This is a genomic window from Dysgonomonas sp. Shenzhen-Wh21, from assembly GCF_043392705.1.
GTDB lineage: Bacteria > Bacteroidota > Bacteroidia > Bacteroidales > Dysgonomonadaceae > Dysgonomonas.
On the sequence record NZ_JAIXHZ010000229.1, the window covers coordinates 1 to 20,535 of the forward strand.

General features: G+C 38.1%; 18 protein-coding genes. 14 read left to right on the forward strand and 4 right to left on the reverse strand.

Translation table 11 applies throughout. From position 1 onward, the window contains the following. Positions 1–1,893, reverse strand: a 1,893-nt coding sequence (locus tag LDB17_RS15280; protein ID WP_393925129.1) for a glycoside hydrolase, incomplete at its 3' end; no start/stop codon positions are given. Between the two features lie 343 nt (positions 1,894–2,236). On the opposite strand from LDB17_RS15280, the gene LDB17_RS15285 reads away from it, so the two are divergent. From LDB17_RS15285 to LDB17_RS15325, 9 genes are all read left to right on the forward strand, one after another. After that, a complete protein-coding gene (locus LDB17_RS15285) occupies positions 2,237–2,800 on the forward strand; it encodes a cob(I)yrinic acid a,c-diamide adenosyltransferase (protein WP_135104991.1) in 564 nt (187 codons plus the stop codon). Beyond that, positions 2,801–3,313: a bifunctional adenosylcobinamide kinase/adenosylcobinamide-phosphate guanylyltransferase gene (cobU, locus tag LDB17_RS15290; RefSeq protein WP_252636831.1), complete on the forward strand. Its 513-nt coding sequence runs from the start codon at positions 2,801–2,803 to the stop codon at positions 3,311–3,313. 142 nt (positions 3,314–3,455) lie between these two features. Beyond that, complete coding sequence (gene cobT, locus LDB17_RS15295) at positions 3,456–4,493, forward strand: nicotinate-nucleotide--dimethylbenzimidazole phosphoribosyltransferase (protein WP_252636830.1); 1,038 nt, start codon at positions 3,456–3,458, stop codon at positions 4,491–4,493. A 40-nt stretch (positions 4,494–4,533) separates the two neighbouring features. Continuing rightward, positions 4,534–5,289, forward strand: coding sequence for an adenosylcobinamide-GDP ribazoletransferase (cobS, locus tag LDB17_RS15300; protein WP_252636829.1), 756 nt, complete (start codon positions 4,534–4,536; stop codon positions 5,287–5,289). A 31-nt stretch (positions 5,290–5,320) separates the two neighbouring features. Then, entirely contained in the window at positions 5,321–5,839 is a 519-nt protein-coding gene (gene cobC / locus LDB17_RS15305) for an alpha-ribazole phosphatase (RefSeq protein ID WP_252636828.1), read from the forward strand. A 121-nt stretch (positions 5,840–5,960) separates the two neighbouring features. After that, positions 5,961–6,899: an SPFH domain-containing protein gene (locus LDB17_RS15310; RefSeq protein WP_252636827.1), complete on the forward strand. Its 939-nt coding sequence runs from the start codon at positions 5,961–5,963 to the stop codon at positions 6,897–6,899. Continuing rightward, positions 6,877–7,113, forward strand: coding sequence for an Arc family DNA-binding protein (locus LDB17_RS15315; protein ID WP_252636826.1), 237 nt, complete (start codon positions 6,877–6,879; stop codon positions 7,111–7,113). The genes LDB17_RS15310 and LDB17_RS15315 overlap by 23 nt, the downstream gene beginning before the upstream one ends. Before the next feature lie 266 nt (positions 7,114–7,379). Beyond that, positions 7,380–9,722 (forward strand): hypothetical protein, encoded by a 2,343-nt coding sequence (locus LDB17_RS15320; RefSeq protein ID WP_252636825.1) that lies wholly within the window; start codon positions 7,380–7,382, stop codon positions 9,720–9,722. A 186-nt stretch (positions 9,723–9,908) separates the two neighbouring features. Further along, a complete protein-coding gene (locus LDB17_RS15325; RefSeq protein ID WP_252636824.1) occupies positions 9,909–11,897 on the forward strand; it encodes a DUF4954 family protein in 1,989 nt (662 codons plus the stop codon). 78 nt (positions 11,898–11,975) lie between these two features. On the opposite strand, the gene LDB17_RS15330 is transcribed toward LDB17_RS15325, so the two are convergent. After that, on the reverse strand, positions 11,976–12,236 hold the full coding sequence (locus LDB17_RS15330) for a type B 50S ribosomal protein L31 (protein ID WP_006843090.1): 261 nt from the start codon (positions 12,234–12,236) through the stop codon (positions 11,976–11,978). A 179-nt stretch (positions 12,237–12,415) separates the two neighbouring features. Here LDB17_RS15330 and LDB17_RS15335 point away from each other — a divergent pair, with 179 nt between their 5' ends. The 4 genes from LDB17_RS15335 to LDB17_RS15350 all read left to right on the forward strand — a co-directional run bounded on the left by LDB17_RS15335 (position 12,416) and on the right by LDB17_RS15350 (position 16,595). Next, entirely contained in the window at positions 12,416–13,609 is a 1,194-nt protein-coding gene (locus LDB17_RS15335; protein WP_252636822.1) for a lactonase family protein, read from the forward strand. Positions 13,610–13,777: 168 nt separating this feature from the next. Then, on the forward strand, positions 13,778–15,394 hold the full coding sequence (locus LDB17_RS15340) for an ABC-F family ATP-binding cassette domain-containing protein (RefSeq protein ID WP_006843088.1): 1,617 nt from the start codon (positions 13,778–13,780) through the stop codon (positions 15,392–15,394). Positions 15,395–15,461: 67 nt separating this feature from the next. Then, entirely contained in the window at positions 15,462–15,944 is a 483-nt protein-coding gene (locus LDB17_RS15345; RefSeq protein WP_252636820.1) for a hypothetical protein, read from the forward strand. 171 nt (positions 15,945–16,115) lie between these two features. Beyond that, positions 16,116–16,595: a hypothetical protein gene (locus LDB17_RS15350; RefSeq protein WP_252636819.1), complete on the forward strand. Its 480-nt coding sequence runs from the start codon at positions 16,116–16,118 to the stop codon at positions 16,593–16,595. Between the two features lie 102 nt (positions 16,596–16,697). Here LDB17_RS15350 and tilS read toward each other — a convergent pair whose 3' ends face one another. Then, the gene (gene tilS / locus LDB17_RS15355) at positions 16,698–18,023 is read right to left on the reverse strand and encodes a tRNA lysidine(34) synthetase TilS (protein ID WP_252636817.1); all 1,326 of its coding nucleotides are present in this window, start codon (positions 18,021–18,023) and stop codon (positions 16,698–16,700) included. Positions 18,024–18,053: 30 nt separating this feature from the next. Next, positions 18,054–19,295, reverse strand: coding sequence for an HD domain-containing protein (locus LDB17_RS15360; RefSeq protein ID WP_252636815.1), 1,242 nt, complete (start codon positions 19,293–19,295; stop codon positions 18,054–18,056). 357 nt (positions 19,296–19,652) lie between these two features. Between LDB17_RS15360 and LDB17_RS15365 the strand changes: the two genes are divergently transcribed. Then, positions 19,653–20,480 carry a TerC family protein gene (locus LDB17_RS15365; RefSeq protein WP_252636813.1) on the forward strand — a complete coding sequence of 276 codons (828 nt, stop codon included), beginning with the start codon at positions 19,653–19,655 and terminating at the stop codon, positions 20,478–20,480. Positions 20,481–20,535: the final 55 nt, after the last annotated feature.

A 20,535-nucleotide genomic window follows, 5' to 3' on the forward strand; every position in this document is an offset into this window, starting at 1 on the left:
AAATGTGCCTTCGCACACCAGGATTTGGAGGATTCCAATTACTGGATTTACAGGATTATCCATAAAAGCATCCAGTATACCTACATAGGCACTTCCTTGCCCCGGATAATCCTGTAAATCCAGTAATTGGAATCCTCCAAATCCTGGTGTGCGAAGGCACATTTCTATATCAGCCTTATAGCAGAGGGCAGCAAAACGTGCCGTAGCCTTATGGAAGGCATCAGCCTGATCTTGAAGTCCATTTTCCTGAAGGCGTTTGCGGAATATTTCCATATTGTAAGGATACAGTACTCCGGTATATTTTTTTATCTCGTTATAATCGGGATATACCTGGAATTGACCATTCTCATGGCTTATAATCGGTATAGTACAGTTTTCTACAGCTTTCGAGAAAGTGATGGCGGTAGAAGGGTATGTAGCGTTCATATACCCTCCGTCTTTGGCATCGGCAAAAGAGAAGGTCGCACGTGTATGAGTTGAGTAATCGTCGGAACCTACCTGTCCGCCAACACGGCATGTGACAAAGAAATCTTCACCTTGTTGTTGTCCGGCAGTACCCAGCATATTATTTGCACCAAAGGCATAGAGATGACGTTGGTCGGATGCACGGAATTTCGTTACAATGTTACGCGTGAGTTCTACATCGCCTCCAAGTTCATTGCCCAAAGCCATCATAACGAACGAAGGATTGTTACCATAAGTGACAAGGATATGCTCACCTTCGTTAATCAAGAATTTGTTGAGGTCGGTATTTGTCGTATCCATTGCTCCCCAGTATGGCAGTTCCACCTGCATATATATTCCTTCTTCGTTTGCCGCATCAAAAGCCGCTTGCGGAGGTGTCCACGAGTGAAATCTGTAATGGTTTATCCCATATTCTTTGGCGATGCGCATTTGTCTTTTCCATTCTTCTTTATTCATCGGCGGGTAGCCGGTGAGAGGAAATACGCAGGCATCGTGTTTGCCCCGTAGAAATGTTTTTAGAGAATTGATTTCAAACTGCGTTCCTTTTGCTGAAAAGTCTCTGATGCCAAAGTCGATAGTGTAACTGTCTTTTATATTCTGACTTTTTATTTCGAAATTAACCTTGTATAGGGCAGGATCAAACTCACTCCACAAAACGTGTTTGTTGCCGACGTTGATATCAAACTTATATGTTTCCAACCCCTCTTTTAGATTTATGTTGATAACTTGCTCGGGTATAGCAATATTTTGTGCTGTATTCCATAGGTATCCCTGAACCGATATTTCGGCTTTTCCACTTACTGACGATTTGATTTGTGCTACAACTGGTATTGTTTTGGAAGAAACATTTGGATAAACCTGAAGGTTGCTAATGAGAATGCCATCATTGGCTTCGAGTCCGAATTTTCCGATTATGCCATTCCAATTTGTTTGTGTCGCATCCGTCCAAGCATGCGAGCCATGTATTCCTTGTGGTACAGAAGCAGGGCTGTTGTCTATTACGATAGTCACAGTGTGCTTTCCTGTGGCTAATTTTCCAAGATTGTATATCTGAGGTGATAATATCAGCGAGCTTGTTCCTATGCTGTCTTTGTCTATCCACACCGTAGAGGGTTTTGTTCGCTCCATGATCAGTCGCCATTCTTTCTGAGCTGAACCTGCCGGTATTTCAATCTCTTTGGTATATTTCATTTTTCCTACATAAGGATTCAACCGGGTAAGCTGCCCTGTACTCAGAGTGTCACTATTGCGGGGTGCGAGACGACTTTCATCTACACTTCCGGGCAGATTTATTTCGCCAAGGTCGCAGTGCCATTTTCCCGAAAGAGAGATAAATTCCCGTTGGTTGAATACTACCTTCTTTTCGGTACATGAGGTTGCCAGTAAGAGACAGATAAAAATTGAAACGATGCAAATGTTTAATCGCATGAGGTTGACGTTAACGAATTAAATTACAGACAAAGATAAACTAAAAAGTGAGATAGAGAATGTATTGTTAAGCACGAATTAATTGTTAAAAAGTAACAAAGGTAACAGCTCTTTTCCTATTTTATTGCTGTTACTTTTCTCTTCCCTTTCCATTCTTTTGTCTACTCATCCTATTAGATAAATTATATGAAAAAGCCTAAAAAATGGGATAGATTCATCTCTACTTGTTGTATCTTTGTTAGACTTTATATGGGAGTTAATCTTGTCGTGTTGACTTCTTTAATATCTTTCAGAATGACAGAAGGAAATTCTTTAATATATAATATAATACATACCATAAAAAATGAAAATATATACCCGAGGAGGAGATAAAGGTAAAACTGGAATCTTTGGAGGAAAACGTGTGAGTAAAGATCATCCACGAATTGAAGCCAATGGTACAATCGATGAGCTGAACTCTGTAATAGGTGTCGTTCGGGCTCACTTATCTTCAGATCATGAGTGGCAGCCTATTCTGTTCAAGATACAAACAGAGATAATGGTTGTCATGTCTCAGGTGGCTACACCATCGGATATAAGAGCTACAAACCAAAATGTTCTGGATGAAAATCTGGATAAATTTTGCGAAGAATGCATGGATAAAATGACAGATGAAATGGGACCCAGCGAAACATTCGTTTTACCCGGGGGGACAGTTGTTTCAGCAAACTTGCAGTTGGCTCGTGCTGTGGCTCGTCGTGCCGAACGTCGCTTGTGGACTTTAAACAAGCAGGATGAAGTTCCTGCAGCCGTTATGCGATTTATAAATCGTTTGTCCGATTTGTTCTTCACAATGGCTCGTTACGAAATGTATAAAGCAGGTGACGTAGAAGAACGCTGGAAAGATTTTTTGTATAAGAGAAAATAAATGGCTAAGCAAATAACCCTTATAACAGGAGGGCAACGTTCGGGTAAAAGCAGCTATGCACAACAGTTAGCATTGTCTTTGTCTCCCAATCCAGTGTATCTGGCAACTTCGCGAATATGGGATGACGAACATCGTCAGCGGATAGAAAGGCACAAAGCCGAGCGGGCAGATAATTGGATAAATGTAGAAGAAGAGAAATTCTTGAGTGAGCATTCCTTTGACAATAAAGTAGTGCTTATAGATTGTGTTACGCTATGGGCTACGAATTTTTTCTTCGATCTGAATTCGGATGTTGAAGCTGCTCTTACCGCTCTGAAATCTGAATTCAGAAAGCTTGTTGCTCAAGATGCTGTGTTTATTTTTGTTACAAACGAAATAGGCATGGGCGAAATGTCTCAAAACGACTTGCAACGTAAATTTGCCGATTTGCAAGGCTGGCTCAATCAATATCTTGCCGAAAACGCTGATGAGGTCTATCTGATGGTTTCGGGTATTCCCCTGAAAGTGAAATGATCATAAATTCTGTCGTTTTTGTTTTTAATAACATAACATTTTGTCGAATACGACGAATCTTTCAAAACCAGATATTTTGAGCCAACAGCATAGCAACGAAAAGCGTCTGTAAAATTAAAATCTAAAAGAAACTAAATATACAATGCAACAATTTAACATCGAAAAACCGGAAGACGAAGTACGCTCTTACTTACAAGAAAAAATTGATAACCTCACAAAGCCTAAAGGTTCTTTGGGTAAACTCGAAGAGTTGGCTATGCAAATCGGTTGGATACAACAATCTTTGAATCCGAAGTTGACAAATCCTTGTCACATCGTATTTGCAGGAGATCACGGTATTGCAGCAGAAGGGGTGAGCCCATCGCCGCAAGAGGTAACCTATCAGATGATAGCAAATTTTTGGAATGGAGGAGCAGGAATCAACTTTTTGGCACGTCAGCACGGATTGAATCTAAAGGTTGTTGATGCCGGTGTTAATTTCGACTTCAAGCCCGAAGATCCGATTATTCACAAGAAGATCCGAAAAAGCACACGGAATTATCTGCATGAAGCTGCAATGACTAAAGAGGAAATGGAACAAGCCATACAATCGGGTGCAGAATGCGTACAAGCTTGCTTTGATGAGGGATGTAACGTGATTAGCTTTGGCGAAATGGGGATTACAAATACCTCTTCGTCTTCGCTATGGATGACATACCTCACAGGTATCCCTTTGGATCAGTGTATTGGTGCAGGCTGTGATCATACAGGCAATATTATCAACCATAAGTATAAGGTGTTGAAGCAATCGATGGATAATTACAACGGTGATGCTTCTGTCGAAGATATTATGCGTTATTTCGGTGGTTATGAAATGGTGATGACTGTAGGTGCTATGCTCAAGGCTGCCGAACTGAAAATGATAATTCTTATCGATGGCTTTATTATGACAAACTGTATGTTGGTGGCATCAAAGTTGAATAACAATGTTCTGTACTATGCTGTCTTTGGGCATCAGGGAGATGAGGCCGGACATAAGCTAGTGTTGAAGTATCTGAATGCAAAACCTATTCTTAGTTTAGGACTTAGGTTGGGAGAGGGAACAGGTGCTATTTGCGCATATCCTATCGTCGATTCGGCCGTGCGTATGATAAATGAGATGAATTCATTTAAAGAAATCCAAGTAACGAAATATTTTTAAAATTGCAACTTGCCTTTCCGAAAGGTAATCCTTATAACTGATGAAACAAATAGCAGCAGCACTCGTCTTTTTTACACGCTTACCTTTTTGGCGTATAAAAGCATTTAATGTCCCTGCCGAATATTTTAAGCAGGTGATAAACTACTGGGCTGTAGTAGGCTGGCTTACTGCCGGCGTTATGGCAGGGGTGCTGTGGTGCGCTGCTCAGATCTTACCTTACTCCATTGCCATTATTGTGGCTCTTCTTAGCCGCTTGCTCATTACAGGAGCATTGCATGAAGACGGTTTTGCCGATTTCTTCGATGGCTTTGGCGGTGGTACTACCCGCGAACGCATATTGGAGATAATGAAAGATTCGCACATCGGTACTTATGGAGTAATCAGCTTGATATTTTACTTCTTATTCTTTTATTTTTTTTTAGAAAATCTAGGTCTGTATTTGGCTTGTACTGTAATTTTGGTGGGCGATCCGTTATGCAAGCTTATCAGTTCACAAATTACCTTATTTCTTCCTTATGCCCGAAATGCGGAAACTAGTAAATCGAAAACAGTATATAAGAAAATGTCTTTGCGCACGGCTCTTATCTCGGCTTTGTTTGGCTTGCTGCCTTTCGTTTTATTATTAAATATTCACTTTTGGGCGGCTATAATATTTCCTATCTTTGTTTTCCTTGGATTGATTTTACTCATGAGAAGAAAGATACAAGGGTATACAGGAGATTGTTGCGGTGCAATGTTTCTATTATGCGAATTGTCTTTCTTTCTGGGGATAAGTATTATCCTGAAATTATGCTAGGGAGAATTATTATCTATACGTAAGTTTAAATATGAAAATATATATAGTGCGCCACACGGCTGTAGGAGTTAATGGTGTTTGTTACGGACAAACGGATGTACCGCTAAAAGAGACCTTTGAGAGCGAAGCTGAGGTGGTGAAGCAAAAGTTGCAAGACTTGGAGTTTGATGCTGTTTTTTCAAGCCCGCTAAGCCGAGCGAAGCGCCTTGCTGAATATTGTGGTTTTACCGATATTCAATTGTACGATCGCCTGAAAGAATTGCACTTTGGTGATTGGGAGATGAAAGAATGGGATCGCATTGATATGGAAGAATGGGACAAGGACTGGATCAGGACACCCACACCCAATGGCGAATCTTTCGATCAGATGTATGCACGTGTTGCATCTTTCATCGACGAATTGGTAAAGAAGGATTATTCTTCTGTTGTTGTTTTTGCTCATGGTGGAGTTATCAATTGTTTTAGAGTTTACTTTGGACAAACAGACTTGCAAGGAGCTTTCGATAAGTTGGCAGAGTATGGTGAGATACTCGAATTTGAATCGAATTGATTAATATTATATATATACGTTCAGAGTCTTGTTGAATAATAAGGCTCTTTTTTTGTAAATTGTTTTGTGCTATTCAAAATTATATTTATTTTTATGATATCATTTTAATATCATAATAAATATGGAAACACTCGAGAAAGATTTTAAAGGCACTAAGATTTCAGGCTTCCTAGCCTTATTTATCATTATTGTAGTATTGGTAGCGAGTATCTGGTCTTTTAGCTTAGGTTATATTCCCTTAGTGTTTATAGCTGTATGTTGTATGTTTTTATGCTCTTTTGCCGTTTTAGGATTTATGGTTGTAGAGCCTAACGAAGCCAGAATAATGATTTTCTTTGGGAAATATAAAGGGACTATTACCGACAACGGTTTTCTTTGGGTGAACCCTTTTTATAATAAAAAGAAACTGACACTCAGAGCACGTAATCTCGATGTGCCGCCTATAAAGGTGAACGATAAAGTTGGTAATCCTATTATGATCGGTTCTGTGCTGGTTTGGAAAGTAAAAGATACGTATAAGGCGATGTTTGATATCGATACATCTTCTATCTCGGGAGTTATGGGTTCAGTGAATAATTATATTCAATCTTCGAACAGAATGCAGGCTTACGAGAACTTTGTAAAGATACAAAGCGATGCTGCTTTACGTCAGGTAGCCGGTATGTATGCATACGACAACAATGAAAGCAAAGACGGTGATGTAACATTACGTTCCGATAATGGTGAAATCAGTGAGAAGCTCGAAGAGGAGCTGAATAGCCGCTTGGCGATTGCGGGTATAGAAGTAATAGAAGCACGCATCAATTATCTGGCGTATGCCGCCGAAATTGCGAGTGTAATGCTTCGTCGTCAGCAAGCTGATGCGATTATTGCTGCTCGCGAAAAGATAGTAGAAGGTGCTGTAAGTATGGTTCAACTGGCATTGGATAAACTTTTGAAAGAAGGAATTGTGGAATTGGATGAAGAGCGTAAGGCTGCAATGGTTAGCAATCTGCTTGTCGTGTTATGTGCCGACGAAGCAGCACAACCAATTGTAAATGCCGGAACGCTTCATCAATAAATATATAATTGTGGCTAAGAAAGAAAAGGAATCAGCAGTTAAAAGTTTCGTCTTGCGAGTCGATCCGGAGATGATGGAAGCAATAGAAAAATGGGCTGCCGATGAGTTTCGTAGTACTAACGGACAAATTCAATATATACTTGATCAGGCACTGCGAAAGGCAGGACGAATAAAAAAGAAGAAAGAAACTCTTATCGATAATAAAGATGAATAAGAAAGAGAATGTCGGGTTATAAATATCCGGCATTCTTTGTTTTTTAACATATTGCTGAAAGACTTATCTAATATCTGTTTTGGAGAGGTGCGTAGAGCTAAATGACTATTATTCTGATAGAAAAGATGGTCGGCTTTTGTTTTATTCCGAAAAATTAAATTTTATTTGTTTAAATATTGGTAGACATTGTCTATCTTTGCACTGTTTTTACAAAAACTATACAATATACAGATCATTATTGTTTAATGATACACGAAAGCAAACTTATGAAAACAAACATTACTACACGTGTTGTCCAGACAACATGTTTTTCTATTCTTTTTCTGGTAATAACATCATTCATCATGCTCTCATGTAAATCTTCGGAGTCGGTTCGTAATATAAGAGCTTCCCGTGGAGAGGATGTTGCAGGGCGAGGCTTTTCTTATTCCAAAGATAAGCCCAAAGAAGCAATGGTGAAGCCATTATTTATGCAGCAATTGAAAAGAGCAACAATAGAACTTCCATTTCAGAAGGGGGTGGATGTAAGAGGCACAAGGACTGTTTCTGAAGAAGTAACATTTACTAATGCTGAAAATATAACAGAGTCTGTTGACCGAGAAGGTAAAAAAGCAACCAGCCTTAACGAGGTGCAACAACTATCAGAAGTTGTGGTTACGGCTAAGTCTCGCTTTACGCCTGAGCGCAATGGACGAGTAAAAGTAGATTTTTTAGTAAGAGTTCCTAAAGAGCTTTTGTCTGAAAATTTCAGAATGACACTATCTCCTAAACTGTTCCACAACGATTCTATTATACCACTGAAAGATGTAGTACTTAAAGGTGAAGCTTTTCTTGCAAAGCAAAAGCAGGATTATGCCGAATATGATAATTATATGAAGTCTATTGTCGGAAATGATAAATATGACGAGGTATTCTTCGATAGAGACGGAGCTGAAAAAGATATCAGAAATCGCCAGAACTTGTATTATGAAGAATATTACAGGGAGTGGAGCAAGCAGATGGAATATGAGAAATGGAAGACAGAGAAAAGTAAATTTGACGCAGCCGAGCTAGCTAAACTCAAAGGATATCGTCAACGCTTTTATAATGAATATGTGCGTAAGGCACGCGAACAGGTGATCCGCGATATGGCTAATGGTAAAGATACCGTGGGCTTGTTTGCTCAATACATGAAGAAGTTCAATAAGAATGCAAAAGCTCTTGTGTTGGATGATAAGAACTTTGAGGTAAGCTATATGAAGATGCCGGCAAAATTTCGTGAAGCGTACGAAGAAGGGCGTTCGTTGGATGATATAATAAACAATGTACTCACCGAAAGTGACTCTATCGAAATAGCTCAAAACAGATATCTGTTTGAGGCTATTGCCGAAAATGAGATGAAGAAAGAGCGTAAAGGAGAGGTGGCAAAAGAAATGATACCATTTCCTTACGAAGAAGGTGTTCGTTTGGATACAATCATAGATACGGGTCGTGATTTTGTATATCTATATAAGCAAGATCATCCGGTAACAGTGGGTCTTAAAAAACTTAGCTTGACAATGAATGGGCGTGTAGATGCTGTGGATAGAAGCCGTTATATGATGGCACCCGGAGATACGATTTCGTATTTTATATCGTCATTGTCGCAGTTGGTAGACACTTCACTGATCTATAAAAGAACAAAACTGTATAGGGATGCATACAATCGTTTGACTACGTATGTGAAGTTTCAGCCCGGGCAATCTGCTTTTGGTATCAATTATAAGGATAATAAAGCCCAAATTAATAATGTGTTAAATACATACCGTGCATTTACTGAAGATGGTAAGTTTGTTGTCGACAGTATTGTTCTTAGAGTAACTACAGCGCTGGATGGATCATACGACAAAAACTATAAATTAACCGAAAAACGAGCCGATGCGATAAAAGAGTACTTTGTTAAGTCACTGTCGGGCGAAGTGAATGATGCCAACAATGTTATTAAGGTCGAGTTTGGAGGAGAAGACTGGAATACATTAGCAAACCAGATTCAGCAGCGAAATGATATAATGAATAAGACACAGATTCTTGCACTTCTCGAAGGGGCTATAGATCCCGATGAGACGGAAGCCAAGATAAAGAAAGATTTTGCGGACGACTATAAGGTGATTCGAGATTCTATCTATCCGTTGCTAAATAAAGCGACGTTCGAGTTTAATATGCATCGTCCGGGTATGACCGAAGAAACTGCGCTGGATGTTCAGGAAAGACCAAACTACGAAAAAGGATTGAAACTACTGCAAGACAGAGAGTATTGGAAGGCTTTGGAAATTTTGTCCGATTATCCCGATTACAATACGGCATTGTGCTTGATATGTATGGGGTATAATGCCAAGGCTAAAGAAGTATTGGATGGTTTGCCTGAAACAGGAAACACAGAATATTTGAGAGCCATACTGTCGATTCGTTCAAATAAGGATAATGAGGCAATCGATCACTTGATGCGTGCCTGCGAGTTAGATCCGTCGAAGGTTTATCGCGCACCTCTCGACCCTGAAATTGTCGATCTGATAAGTAAATATAGCTTACAGCGGCGGATAGAGGGCTTATCCACACCGATAGAGGATATTGAAGTAGCGGATGCGAATTAATATAAAGTAAGAAACCCCGATTATAAATTAAACTATAATCGGGGTTTCTTATTAAAAAGATAGAATTTCGATAGTACTGAAAGACATTATTATTAAATTTGTCTCAGTTGATAAAAATACGGTGTGTATTATTGTAAGATGTATACAAATCGTTTTTTTATTCAAGCTTTAATCTAAATATAATATATGGATTACAGAAATCTAACCCCGGAAGAAATAACAAGACTCGAGAGTCAGGGTTGCTTAGCCGATAACTGGAACAATATTTCGGTACATAAAAATTTCAAACCGGACTATGTTAAACATACCAATTTTTCGGGCAAAGTTAAGCTAGGTGTTTTTGAGGATGAATTCACATTGCCGGGAGGGCTGAAAAAGCATTCAGGTCTGAAACATACTTGCCTCCATAATTGTGAATTAGGTGATAATGTGCTTATCGAAAATGTACAGAATTATATAGCCAATTATCGTATTGGCAACAATGTGCGCATACAAAACATACATCATCTCTATGTAGAAGGACAATCATCGTTTGGAAATGGAATAGAGGTTTCGGTATTAAACGAAACGGGCGGGCGCGAGGTTATGATCTATGATAAACTGAGTGCTCATTTTGCGTATATTCTTTCTTTTTATCGTCATCGACCTGTATTGATAAAAAAACTTCAGGGTATGGTCGCTGATTATGCCAAAGAACGTACCTCTGATTTTGGCTACATAGGAGATAATGTGACGATTGTAAATGCAGGAGCAATAAAAAATGTACACATAGGGGATTACGCCACAATAGAAGGAGCACGCCATCTGGAAAATGGAAGCATTAACAGTAATCAGTATGATCCTGTTCATATCGGATATAGCGTAATGGCGAACGACTTTATTGTTTGTTCGGGTTCACGGGTTGAAGACGGGACGATGCTTACCCGCTGCTTTGTAGGGCAATCATGCCAATTAGGGCATACCTATTCGGCGAGCGATTCTTTATTCTTTAGCAATTGTCAGGGTGAGAATGGTGAAGCCTGTGCTTTATTTGCCGGGCCTTATACTGTGACTCATCACAAGTCTACACTCTTGATTGCCGGAATGTTTTCTTTTATGAATGCAGGTTCGGGATCTAACCAGAGTAATCACATGTACAAACTGGGGCCTATCCATCAGGGTATTGTAGAGCGTGGAGGAAAAACAACCAGTAATTCGTATATCTTATGGCCTTCACGCATCGGAGCTTTTTCTCTTATTATGGGACGCCACTATTATAATGCAGATACCTCCGATATGCCGTTCTCTTATCTGATAGAGGATAAAGATGAGTCGGTATTGGTTCCCGGTATTAATTTGCGAAGTGTAGGTACGATTCGTGATGCACAGAAATTTCCGAAAAGAGATAGACGAAAAGATCCTGAAAAACTAGATCAGATAAACTTCAACCTATTGAGTCCCTATACAATACAGAAAATGTTTAAGGCGATCGAAATATTGGAAGGGCTGAAAGAGACCTGTGGCGAAACATCGGGATCGTACACATATCAGAGTTGCCGTATCAAAGGAACTTCTCTGAAGAGAGGATTGAAATTGTACAATATGGCTATTAACAAGTTTCTTGGGAACTCTATTATTTCACGCTTATCGAAGTGTTCATACACTAGCAATGAGGAGATCAGGGAATGTTTGAAACCTGACACCGAAGTGGGACTGAATGAATGGAGTGATGTGGGCGGTATGCTTGTCCCTCGTTCAGAGATAGATAAGCTTATAGATGATATAGAATCAGATAATATAAAACATGTGAGTGAAATGAATGCTATTTTTGAGCAACTGCATAAAAACTATTACTCATTGGAATGGACTTGGGCATGGGATAAGATACAGCAATATTATAATCTGTCCTTGGATACAATTACGGCTCAGGATATTATTAATATTGTTAGTCAATGGAAAGAAGCTGTTGTAGAACTGGATAGAATGATTTACGATGATGCTAAGAAGGAATTCTCTTTATCTTCTCATACGGGTTTTGGGGTCGATGGAGACAAGCATCAGCAAAAAATAGACTTTGAACAAGTGCGTGGTATTTTTGAGGAAAATCCTTTTGTGGAAACTGTATTGAAGCATATCGAATCGAAGACCAAATTAGGCAACGAGACTATAACTAAATTAGAAAAGGTAGTTGGTTAAAATAATTGACATATACATACTAAAAAAGACTATTCATTCGAATAGCCTTTTTTAGTTAAACTTGTAATTAAATTACAATTATTTCTTTGGTTGTGTACGCTTAGCGTAACGGTTCATAAACTTATCAACACGTCCTGCTGTATCTACAAGTTTTTGTTTTCCTGTATAGAACGGGTGAGAAGAACTTGTGATTTCAAGCTTCACCAATGGATAAGTAACACCATCTATGTCGATAGTTTCTTTAGCATTGATAGTTGAACGTGAAATAAATACCTCATCGTTTGACATATCCTTGAAAGCAACCGGACGATAGTTTGCTGGATGAATATCTTTCTTCATTTTATAGTAGTTTAAATTGTTTCTTCTTTTTCAGCCGACAAAGATAGCTTTTTAATCTTATTAAAGCAAAATATTTCTTTTGAATTTTGTATTGAAAAAATGCCGTAAACTGATAATTTTTGCCTTCTTTTGTTCTAGTAAACATTTTCAGGTTCATCTTTTACATAAAATAGAGTATTATGCGTAAATATATTTTATTTACAGCTTTCGCTGTTCTTTCCCTTATTTCTTGCAAACAAAAAACAAATGTGGATAATTCAAATATTGATCCGTCGGATACAACAAATATGAGTGCAGAAACTATCTCAGACGAAACAAGTTTGTACCTGCTGGTGGGTACATATACAACAGGCGAGAGCGAAGGTATTTATGTTTATCAATTTGATACCGTTTCAGGTTTTTCCAAATATAAAAGTGTGGTTAAGGTGACCAATCCATCATACCTTACTATCAATAAAGAAGGTACGCATGTTTATTCTGTTTCCGAAACTGGAGACGCAAAAGCTGCGGCCAATGCTTTCGTTTTCGATAAGAAAGATGGCACTCTAAAACTTCTAAATTCGCAATTGACAGGTGGTGCTGATCCTTGTTATATAGAGCTCGACAAAACCGGCAAGCATGTTGTTACCGCTAATTATTCGGGTGGTAGTATTACAGCCTTTAATATTAATGGTGACGGAACGCTGACTACGGCTACTCAATTGATTCGTTTTACAGGAAAAGGGGCAGATGCAGAGCGTCAGAAAGCTCCTCACCTGCATTGTGTACGCTATTCTCCTGATGGGAAATATTTGTTCGCCGATGATTTGGGAACAGACAAAATACATAAATTTGGTATAAATGAAAGTAATGAGGGGAACTATCTCAAAGTAGGAACACCTGCCGCTTTTGATGTAGCACCCGGATCGGGACCAAGGCATCTTGATTTTCATCCGAATGGAAAGTATGCATACCTTATCAATGAACTGTCGGGCGTTGTTATCGCATTCAACTACGATGCTAACGCCGGTAATTTGACTCAAATTCAAACAATCCAAGCTGATACGCTTAGCGCAAAGGGTAGTGCCGATATTCATGTGTCGCCTGACGGCAAATTCCTTTATGCATCCAACCGCCTGAAAGGAGATGGTATCGCAATATTCTCTATAAATCAGGTAGATGGTAAGTTAACCAAAGTTGGCTATCAGGAAACAGGAGTGCATCCACGTAATTTCGTGATTACTCCGAATGGTAAATTCTTATTGGTGGCAAGTCGCGATAATGATGTCATCCAAATATTTCTTATAGACAGGGTTACTGGCCTTTTAGAAAATACATATAAGGATATAGAACTGGATATGCCTGTTTGCCTGAAATTTACTTCATTCAAGTAAGGTAAGGCTAAAAAAATATTACTTATCTTTTTATTATTCAGAAGAGAGGAGATGGCCGTCTCTTCTCTTTGCTATTTCCAACGATAACGATTAACAGTAATTCGTTTTGATATTTCGTGTCTTATTTTTCTCTACCTTTGCACCTTCAAAAAATAAAATACAGATTCGATGTTAATTGTTGACAGCTTAAAAGTTGAGTTAGGGGATAGAGTATTGTTCGATAATATCAGCTATATAATTAATGATAAAGATAAAATTGCGCTTGTTGGTAAGAATGGGGCAGGGAAGAGTACTATGCTCAAAATTCTGGCAGGTGTCAATACCCACTTCAGAGGGACAATAACCGGGCCTGATGGCGTTACCGTTGGGTATCTTCCTCAGGTAATGAAAATTACCGATGAACGTACTGTCCGTGAAGAAGCATCTTTAGCATTCTCTTATATCTTCGATTTGCAAGCAAAGATCGAGGATATGAATAAGCAGTTGGAAACACGTACCGACTATGAATCTGATGATTATGCCAAACTGATTGATGATTTTACTCATGCCCACGAACGTTTGGCGATGGTAGAAGATGTCAACTTTGAAGGTGAAGTAGAAAAAGCATTACTTGGTCTGGGCTTTAAGCGTGCCGATCTCGATCGTCCTACCAATGAGTTTAGTGGAGGATGGCGTATGCGTATCGAGCTTGCTAAACTCTTGTTGAGTAATCCCGATGTGATGTTGCTCGATGAGCCTACAAATCACCTTGATATAGAATCTATTGGTTGGCTCGAAGACTTTATAAATACTCAGGCAAAAGCTGTGGTTCTTATTTCCCACGACCGTGCTTTTATCGATGCGGTAACTACACGTACGATTGAGTTGACGATGGGGCGTATTTACGACTATAAGGTAAACTATTCTAAATATGTAGAACTGAGACAGGAGCGTCGCCAACAGCAAATACATGCATGGGAGGCTCAGCAAAAACAGATAGCCGAGATAGAAGAATTTATAGAACGCTTTAGAGCGCAAGCGGCTAAAGCGGTGCTTGTGCAAAGCCGTATCCGCCAATTGGAAAAGATGGAACGTGTGGAAATAGATGAAGAAGACAAATCGCAAATCCGTATTCGCTTCCAGCCGGCTACACGTTCGGGTAATTATCCGTTGACGGTAGATATGGTAACGAAAAAATATGATGACTATCTGGTTTTTGAAAATGCCAATCTAATGATAGAGCGTGGCGAGAAAATTGCTTTGGCAGGAAAGAACGGAGAAGGAAAATCTACATTTGTAAAATGCGTGATGGGCGAAACATCATACGATGGCAGTATACTTTTAGGACATAATGTACAGGTTGGTTACTTTGCACAGAACCAGGCTGATTTGTTAGATGAGGATCTGACAGTTTTTGAAACCATTGATCGGGTTGCCGAAGGGGATATACGTACTCAAATTCGTAATATTCTGGGAGCGTTTATGTTTAACAGGGACGATTCGGAGAAGAAAGTAAAAGTACTTTCGGGAGGGGAGAGAACACGCTTAGCTATGATAAAGCTGTTGCTTGAGCCTGTAAATCTGCTTATTCTCGATGAGCCTACAAACCACTTGGACTTGAAGACTAAAGAGGTTCTGAAGAATGCTTTGCTAGATTATGATGGAACAGTTATCCTTGTTTCCCACGACCGTGATTTTTTGGACGGGCTGGTGACAAAAGTATATGAATTTTCGGATAAAAAAGTGCGTGAGCATATCGGAGGAATCAAAGAGTTCTTGGCTAAGAAGAGAGCCTTATCTTCCTAAAAGATTGGCTTCAATATATGTTTTAGCTATCTTTGATTTCTTATTAAAAATCTTAACATAATTAGAAATGAAAAAATTATTATTATCATTACTCACAGTAAGTCTTATTTTAACTTCTTGTGGTGGAACATCTCCTGTTAAATTTAACGATACGATTGTTGAGGCGAATGAGACGATTTCTCATGTAAGCGATTCGTATACAGAGACTCTTTCTGCGGCTATTGCTTCCGGTTCTTATGAAAGTATTGCTGCTGCAACAGATAGTGCATTGGTAAAGATAGACGCTGAACTGAATATTGTGAAGGCCTTAGAAGCTCCAAAAGGTGCAGAGGAATTTAAAAATGCTGCTTTGAAAGCATACCAAGATTTAAGAGCAATCGTAGAAGCCGGAAGGAAATTTACGACTTTAACAGAAGAATCTTCGGACGAAGAGTTTGATAAGATTTCGGACGAATATGATGCTAAAATGGATGCTTATAATGCGAGTTTTGAGCAGTTGGTAAATACCCAAAAAGCATACGCTAAGGGAGCCGGATACGAATTGAAATAAATATCAAACTAAATAAAAAAGCACCTCTGATAAAATAGTAGATTTATTAAAGAGATTGAGAGGATTAGAAAAATAAAATCAATCGATAATATTGAAAAATTCTTAGAAGAAACAAGAGGATAATAAATGATTTTTTTAAGTTTGTAGAATAAACCTTAAATTCTATAAACTATGGGTATAGGATATTCAAGAAATCCTTTTGGTAGAAAAAAGAGTTCTAGTAAAGCCGCTAATAGTCTATTTAAACTAGGAATTGGCATAATATCTGGTATTTCAAAAGCTCATAAAGCAGCGCAAAAAGAAGCTGAAAAGAGAAAAAAAGCAGAAGAAAGAGAAACTTTAGCTTTGGCTAGAAAATTACTCAGAGAAGATGCGAAGTTTCAAAGAGAAAATGAGATGTTTTTGAGAAAAATAGAAAAACAAAAGATAATAGACGAAAAAAGGGAAAAAGAGTCTTGGTATATTATGAATGGATACATTAAAAAGCAAATAACATTCTTTACAAAATATATTGCTTTATCAATAATAGATAATGACTTGAAAAAAGAGATTGAAGCTAAGTTGAAATCAGGTGAAAAATATATACACGTGCATCAGACAACCCTTGATGATTTAAAGGCAAAATATAAAGAAAAGACTAAAAATATTTAGTTTTTATATTAACTTGAACATAATATCCTTATTTTTTAATCTTTTGCCATTAAGTAGATTTATAAAAGATATTCGTCATTTTTTATAATAGAGGTGCTTTTTTTATAATGGATTATCTGTTATCTGTATCTTTAGGATTTGCGTCGTAGATTTGTCTATTTTAAATCGATCGTCGGAACGTTCGCCGACAATCCACACAATATCATTTTCTGAGCAAAGTAGCCAGGCTTCTTCTTTTTCGAACAAAGTAAACTTCTGATCGGTGAAATAATCGCTGACCTTTTTCTTGCCCTTCATCCCGAATGGAATAAACCAATCGCCTTGATGCCACCTTCTGAGTGTTAACGGAAATTTTATTTTATCTTTATCCAGATAGAGAATATTTTTATTTTTTTCTATTACAAAGCCATTATCTATTTGGATTGTTTCGATAGATAGTTGTAATGGATAGCTCATCAAGCGATCTTCTTCCCTTATCAGAAAGCTGTCTACTGAGAGCTTCTCTCTTTTTTTTATTATAAAGAATTCCCTATCCTTAATCAGCTTGTGCGTGTCGGAGTAAAATATCTTTCCGGACTGACTTATGATCGATTCAAAAATTTGTCTTACTGTTGCTGTATTAAAATTGTAAGGAGCAAGCAACTCATAGAGTATCGCTTCCGGCTCTAAATATTTAATCAGCGTTCTGATGTTGATGCTATCGTCACTCAACACATCTGCCTTTACCTGTTGGATATAAAAATTATAGATACTCTCCACCTGCGATAAATGCTCGCCTGTGCGGATAATAGAATCTTTTACCGATGGGTTGATTGTCTCCAGCAATGGGATAATATTTAGCCTTATCTTATTTCGTGTATACAAGTCCTCATTATTGGTACTGTCATCTACATATTTCAATCCCCTGTCTTTAAGATATTCTAAGATGTCTTTTCTGCTGAGGCATAGAAGGGGGCGAATAATGTTATTGTTTTGGGCAGCTATTCCCGTCAATCCTCTTATCCCTGTTCCCCTTATGAGGTTTAGAAGTATGGTTTCTACCGAATCGTCACGATGATGTGCGACCGCAATCTTATCAGCCAGGTGGATTGTTCTTATTTGTTCAAACCAATTATATCGCAATTCTCTTGCTGCCATTTCTATCGAGATGGAATGAATCTCGGCATAGGCCTCTGTATCAAAATCTACCCTTTCGTATTTAAGGTTGTACTTCTGGCATAATTCTTCTACGAAAAAAGCATCACGATTAGACTCTTCTCCCCGAAGATGAAAGTTGCAATGTGCCACCACACACTTATATTTCAACGAGTGCAGGATATCCAGTAGAGCGACAGAGTCGGCTCCACCGCTAACCCCTACAATAACCTTGCTACCGTCTTCTAATAGTTGGTGCTCGTCTATATATTGTTCGACCTGTACTATATTCATAATTAAGTACAAAAGTAATATATCTTTATTTTAATTGTTTGTCGGTAATATCTTAAGATAAGAAAAATAGTGCTTTTCTACTTTTTTTGATAGCAATTGTATATTCAGCATATCCGAAGCAGCGGAAATGTCTTTTATCGTCCCATCATTATATAAAATATCAATGCTGTCATCCACTTCATTGTACATATTGGTGTAGATAACATCTGAGGAACAGAAATAGGCCGCTTCATTTTCTGTAATATTAAATTCACTCATATATCGCTCTATATACTTCTGTATATAAGAGGCCGGAAGCTCTTCATTCGTAATTTCTATCTTGAACAATTTTCTGTTAACAAGACAATCACTCAATTTTGATAATACTACATCATCGTGATCAGCCCACACCTTGAGTGCGCTCCAAATATCATTATCATCTAACTTAACAAAGTGAAGCAGTACTTCATCCATTTTCTTTTCGAAATAGGCTTTATCTATGTTTTTTTGCAAGAAATACTGCAAAGCAGGAGATGCAAATAAGTTAACTCCATTGTTTGTTAATTCTTTAGCCCGTATCAGAACTTTTATTAACATCTTTTCGGCGGCAACGGCCGTCTTGTGAAGGTACACCTGCCAATACATCAATCGGCGTGAGGTCAAAAAGTTTTCGATAGAGTAAATACCTTTTGCTTCTACTACCAGTTTATCGTTTTTTATATCAAGCATTTTTATGATACGAGCCGAACCGATATTTCCTTCCGTTACACCTGTAAAAAAGCTATCTCGTCGAAGATAATCGAGGCGATCAACATCGAGCTGCCCGCTAACTAACTGATGCAGGAATTTCTTTGGATATTCATTCTTGAATATTGATATACATGTGCTTAATTCTCCTTTTAGCTCTTTGTTTAGGTAATTCATAAGTGCCAAAGAAAAATCTTCGTGATGGATACCATTTGTCAACGTATGCTCCAAAGCATGAGAGAACGGGCCATGTCCTACATCATGCAGCAATATACAAGCTAACGCTCCATTTGCCTCGTCGTCTGTTATTTCGTGCCCTTTTATCCGTAAAACCTTTATTGCCTCATCCATCAGGTACATAGCTCCTATAGAGTGGTGTAGGCGTGTGTGTTGTGCTCCGGGATATACAAAAAAAGCTAATCCCATTTGCCTGATACGGTTTAGCCGCTGGAGTAGAGGATGCTGAATCAATTTATATAAAAATAGGTTCGGTATCGTAATAAAGCCAAAAACAGGGTCGTTGATTATCTTTTTCTTTATGGTCATGTATATTGTGAGATTATATGTATTTATAGATATTTAAACAAAGATACATCATATTTTATAAATATGTTTTTTAATATGTAGACGTGATAAAAATAAAACTAAACGAAGTTAATATTTAACCTAATAAATTGTGGATGTATATTTTATATCTTATATTTGTCTATTGAGAATGTATTAAGAAAGCAAAATTGAAGACAAAACTAAAAACAAAACTAAAAAAACTGCAGCTTAAGATTCAGTATATGCTAGGTTTGATAAAGACAGACGGAAATGCTGTTATAAAAGACTATCTCGAAAAAAAACATTGATTCTTTTTTGTGTCAAAATGTTTATTAATTTTGACACAAAAAAATAAAGATGGAAATTCTGGAAACGTTCTTTTTGCCTAGTGCGTGGATTGCACTTCTGACTTTATCCTTTCTGGAAATTGTACTTGGTATAGACAATATTGTATTTTTGTCTATAGTATCAGCTAAGCTTCCTGCCAAAGAGCAGCCTAAGGCACGTACTGTAGGGCTTATTTTGGCTATGCTTTTTCGCATTGCCTTGCTGTTTTGTATATCGTGGCTGATGAAGCTCACCAATCCCATTATTAGTTTTGATACACAATGGTTTGATGGGTCTATATCGGGGCAGAGTATCATTATATTAGTAGGAGGGCTTTTCTTATTATACAAAAGTGTGACCGAGATACATCATAAACTAGAAGGTGAAAGTGATTCGGTTACAGCTAAATCAAAAACTAATTTTTGGGGAGTTATTGCTCAGATCGTAGCACTTGATATTGTTTTCTCTTTCGATAGTGTACTTACTGCTGTTGGACTTGTCAGCTTCAGTGAGTTTGGCTATGTGGGTGCTATGACGATAATGGTAACGGCAGTTGTTTTGGCTGTAATGGTAATGCTGTTATTCTCCGGGCCGGTAAGTCGATTTGTAAATGAGCATCCCACTATTCAGATGTTGGGTCTTTCATTTCTGATATTGATAGGGGTTATGCTAATAGTAGAAGCAGCACATTTATCTAACCTTTCTATATTTGGATCAGTGGTGGGAGAGATACCTAAAGGATATATCTATTTTGCCATCGCATTCTCTTTGCTGGTAGAGTTTCTGAATATGAAGCTTCGCAAAAAATCAAAGCCTGTAAAGCTTATTGATTCGGAGATTGTAGAAAAAGAAAAATAATTGAATGTTCTTATATGACAAGAGGCTGTCTCATCGAAAGTGAGACAGCCTCTTG

Bases quoted from the DNA above. Each gene is read 5' to 3' on its own strand.
- cobS (WP_252636829.1), top strand. From the start codon at position 4,534: ATGAAACAAATAGCAGCAGCACTCGTCTTTTTTACACGCTTACCTTTT.
- LDB17_RS15310 (WP_252636827.1), top strand. From the start codon at position 5,961: ATGGAAACACTCGAGAAAGATTTTAAAGGCACTAAGATTTCAGGCTTC.
- cobC (WP_252636828.1), top strand. From the start codon at position 5,321: ATGAAAATATATATAGTGCGCCACACGGCTGTAGGAGTTAATGGTGTT.
- LDB17_RS15335 (WP_252636822.1), top strand. From the start codon at position 12,416: ATGCGTAAATATATTTTATTTACAGCTTTCGCTGTTCTTTCCCTTATT.
- LDB17_RS15330 (WP_006843090.1), bottom strand. From the start codon at position 12,236: ATGAAGAAAGATATTCATCCAGCAAACTATCGTCCGGTTGCTTTCAAG.
- LDB17_RS15350 (WP_252636819.1), top strand. From the start codon at position 16,116: ATGGGTATAGGATATTCAAGAAATCCTTTTGGTAGAAAAAAGAGTTCT.
- LDB17_RS15360 (WP_252636815.1), bottom strand. From the start codon at position 19,295: ATGACCATAAAGAAAAAGATAATCAACGACCCTGTTTTTGGCTTTATT.
- LDB17_RS15285 (WP_135104991.1), top strand. From the start codon at position 2,237: ATGAAAATATATACCCGAGGAGGAGATAAAGGTAAAACTGGAATCTTT.
- tilS (WP_252636817.1), bottom strand. From the start codon at position 18,023: ATGAATATAGTACAGGTCGAACAATATATAGACGAGCACCAACTATTA.
- LDB17_RS15320 (WP_252636825.1), top strand. From the start codon at position 7,380: ATGAAAACAAACATTACTACACGTGTTGTCCAGACAACATGTTTTTCT.
- LDB17_RS15365 (WP_252636813.1), top strand. From the start codon at position 19,653: ATGGAAATTCTGGAAACGTTCTTTTTGCCTAGTGCGTGGATTGCACTT.
- LDB17_RS15340 (WP_006843088.1), top strand. From the start codon at position 13,778: ATGTTAATTGTTGACAGCTTAAAAGTTGAGTTAGGGGATAGAGTATTG.
- LDB17_RS15345 (WP_252636820.1), top strand. From the start codon at position 15,462: ATGAAAAAATTATTATTATCATTACTCACAGTAAGTCTTATTTTAACT.
- LDB17_RS15325 (WP_252636824.1), top strand. From the start codon at position 9,909: ATGGATTACAGAAATCTAACCCCGGAAGAAATAACAAGACTCGAGAGT.
- cobT (WP_252636830.1), top strand. From the start codon at position 3,456: ATGCAACAATTTAACATCGAAAAACCGGAAGACGAAGTACGCTCTTAC.
- cobU (WP_252636831.1), top strand. From the start codon at position 2,801: ATGGCTAAGCAAATAACCCTTATAACAGGAGGGCAACGTTCGGGTAAA.
- LDB17_RS15315 (WP_252636826.1), top strand. From the start codon at position 6,877: ATGCCGGAACGCTTCATCAATAAATATATAATTGTGGCTAAGAAAGAA.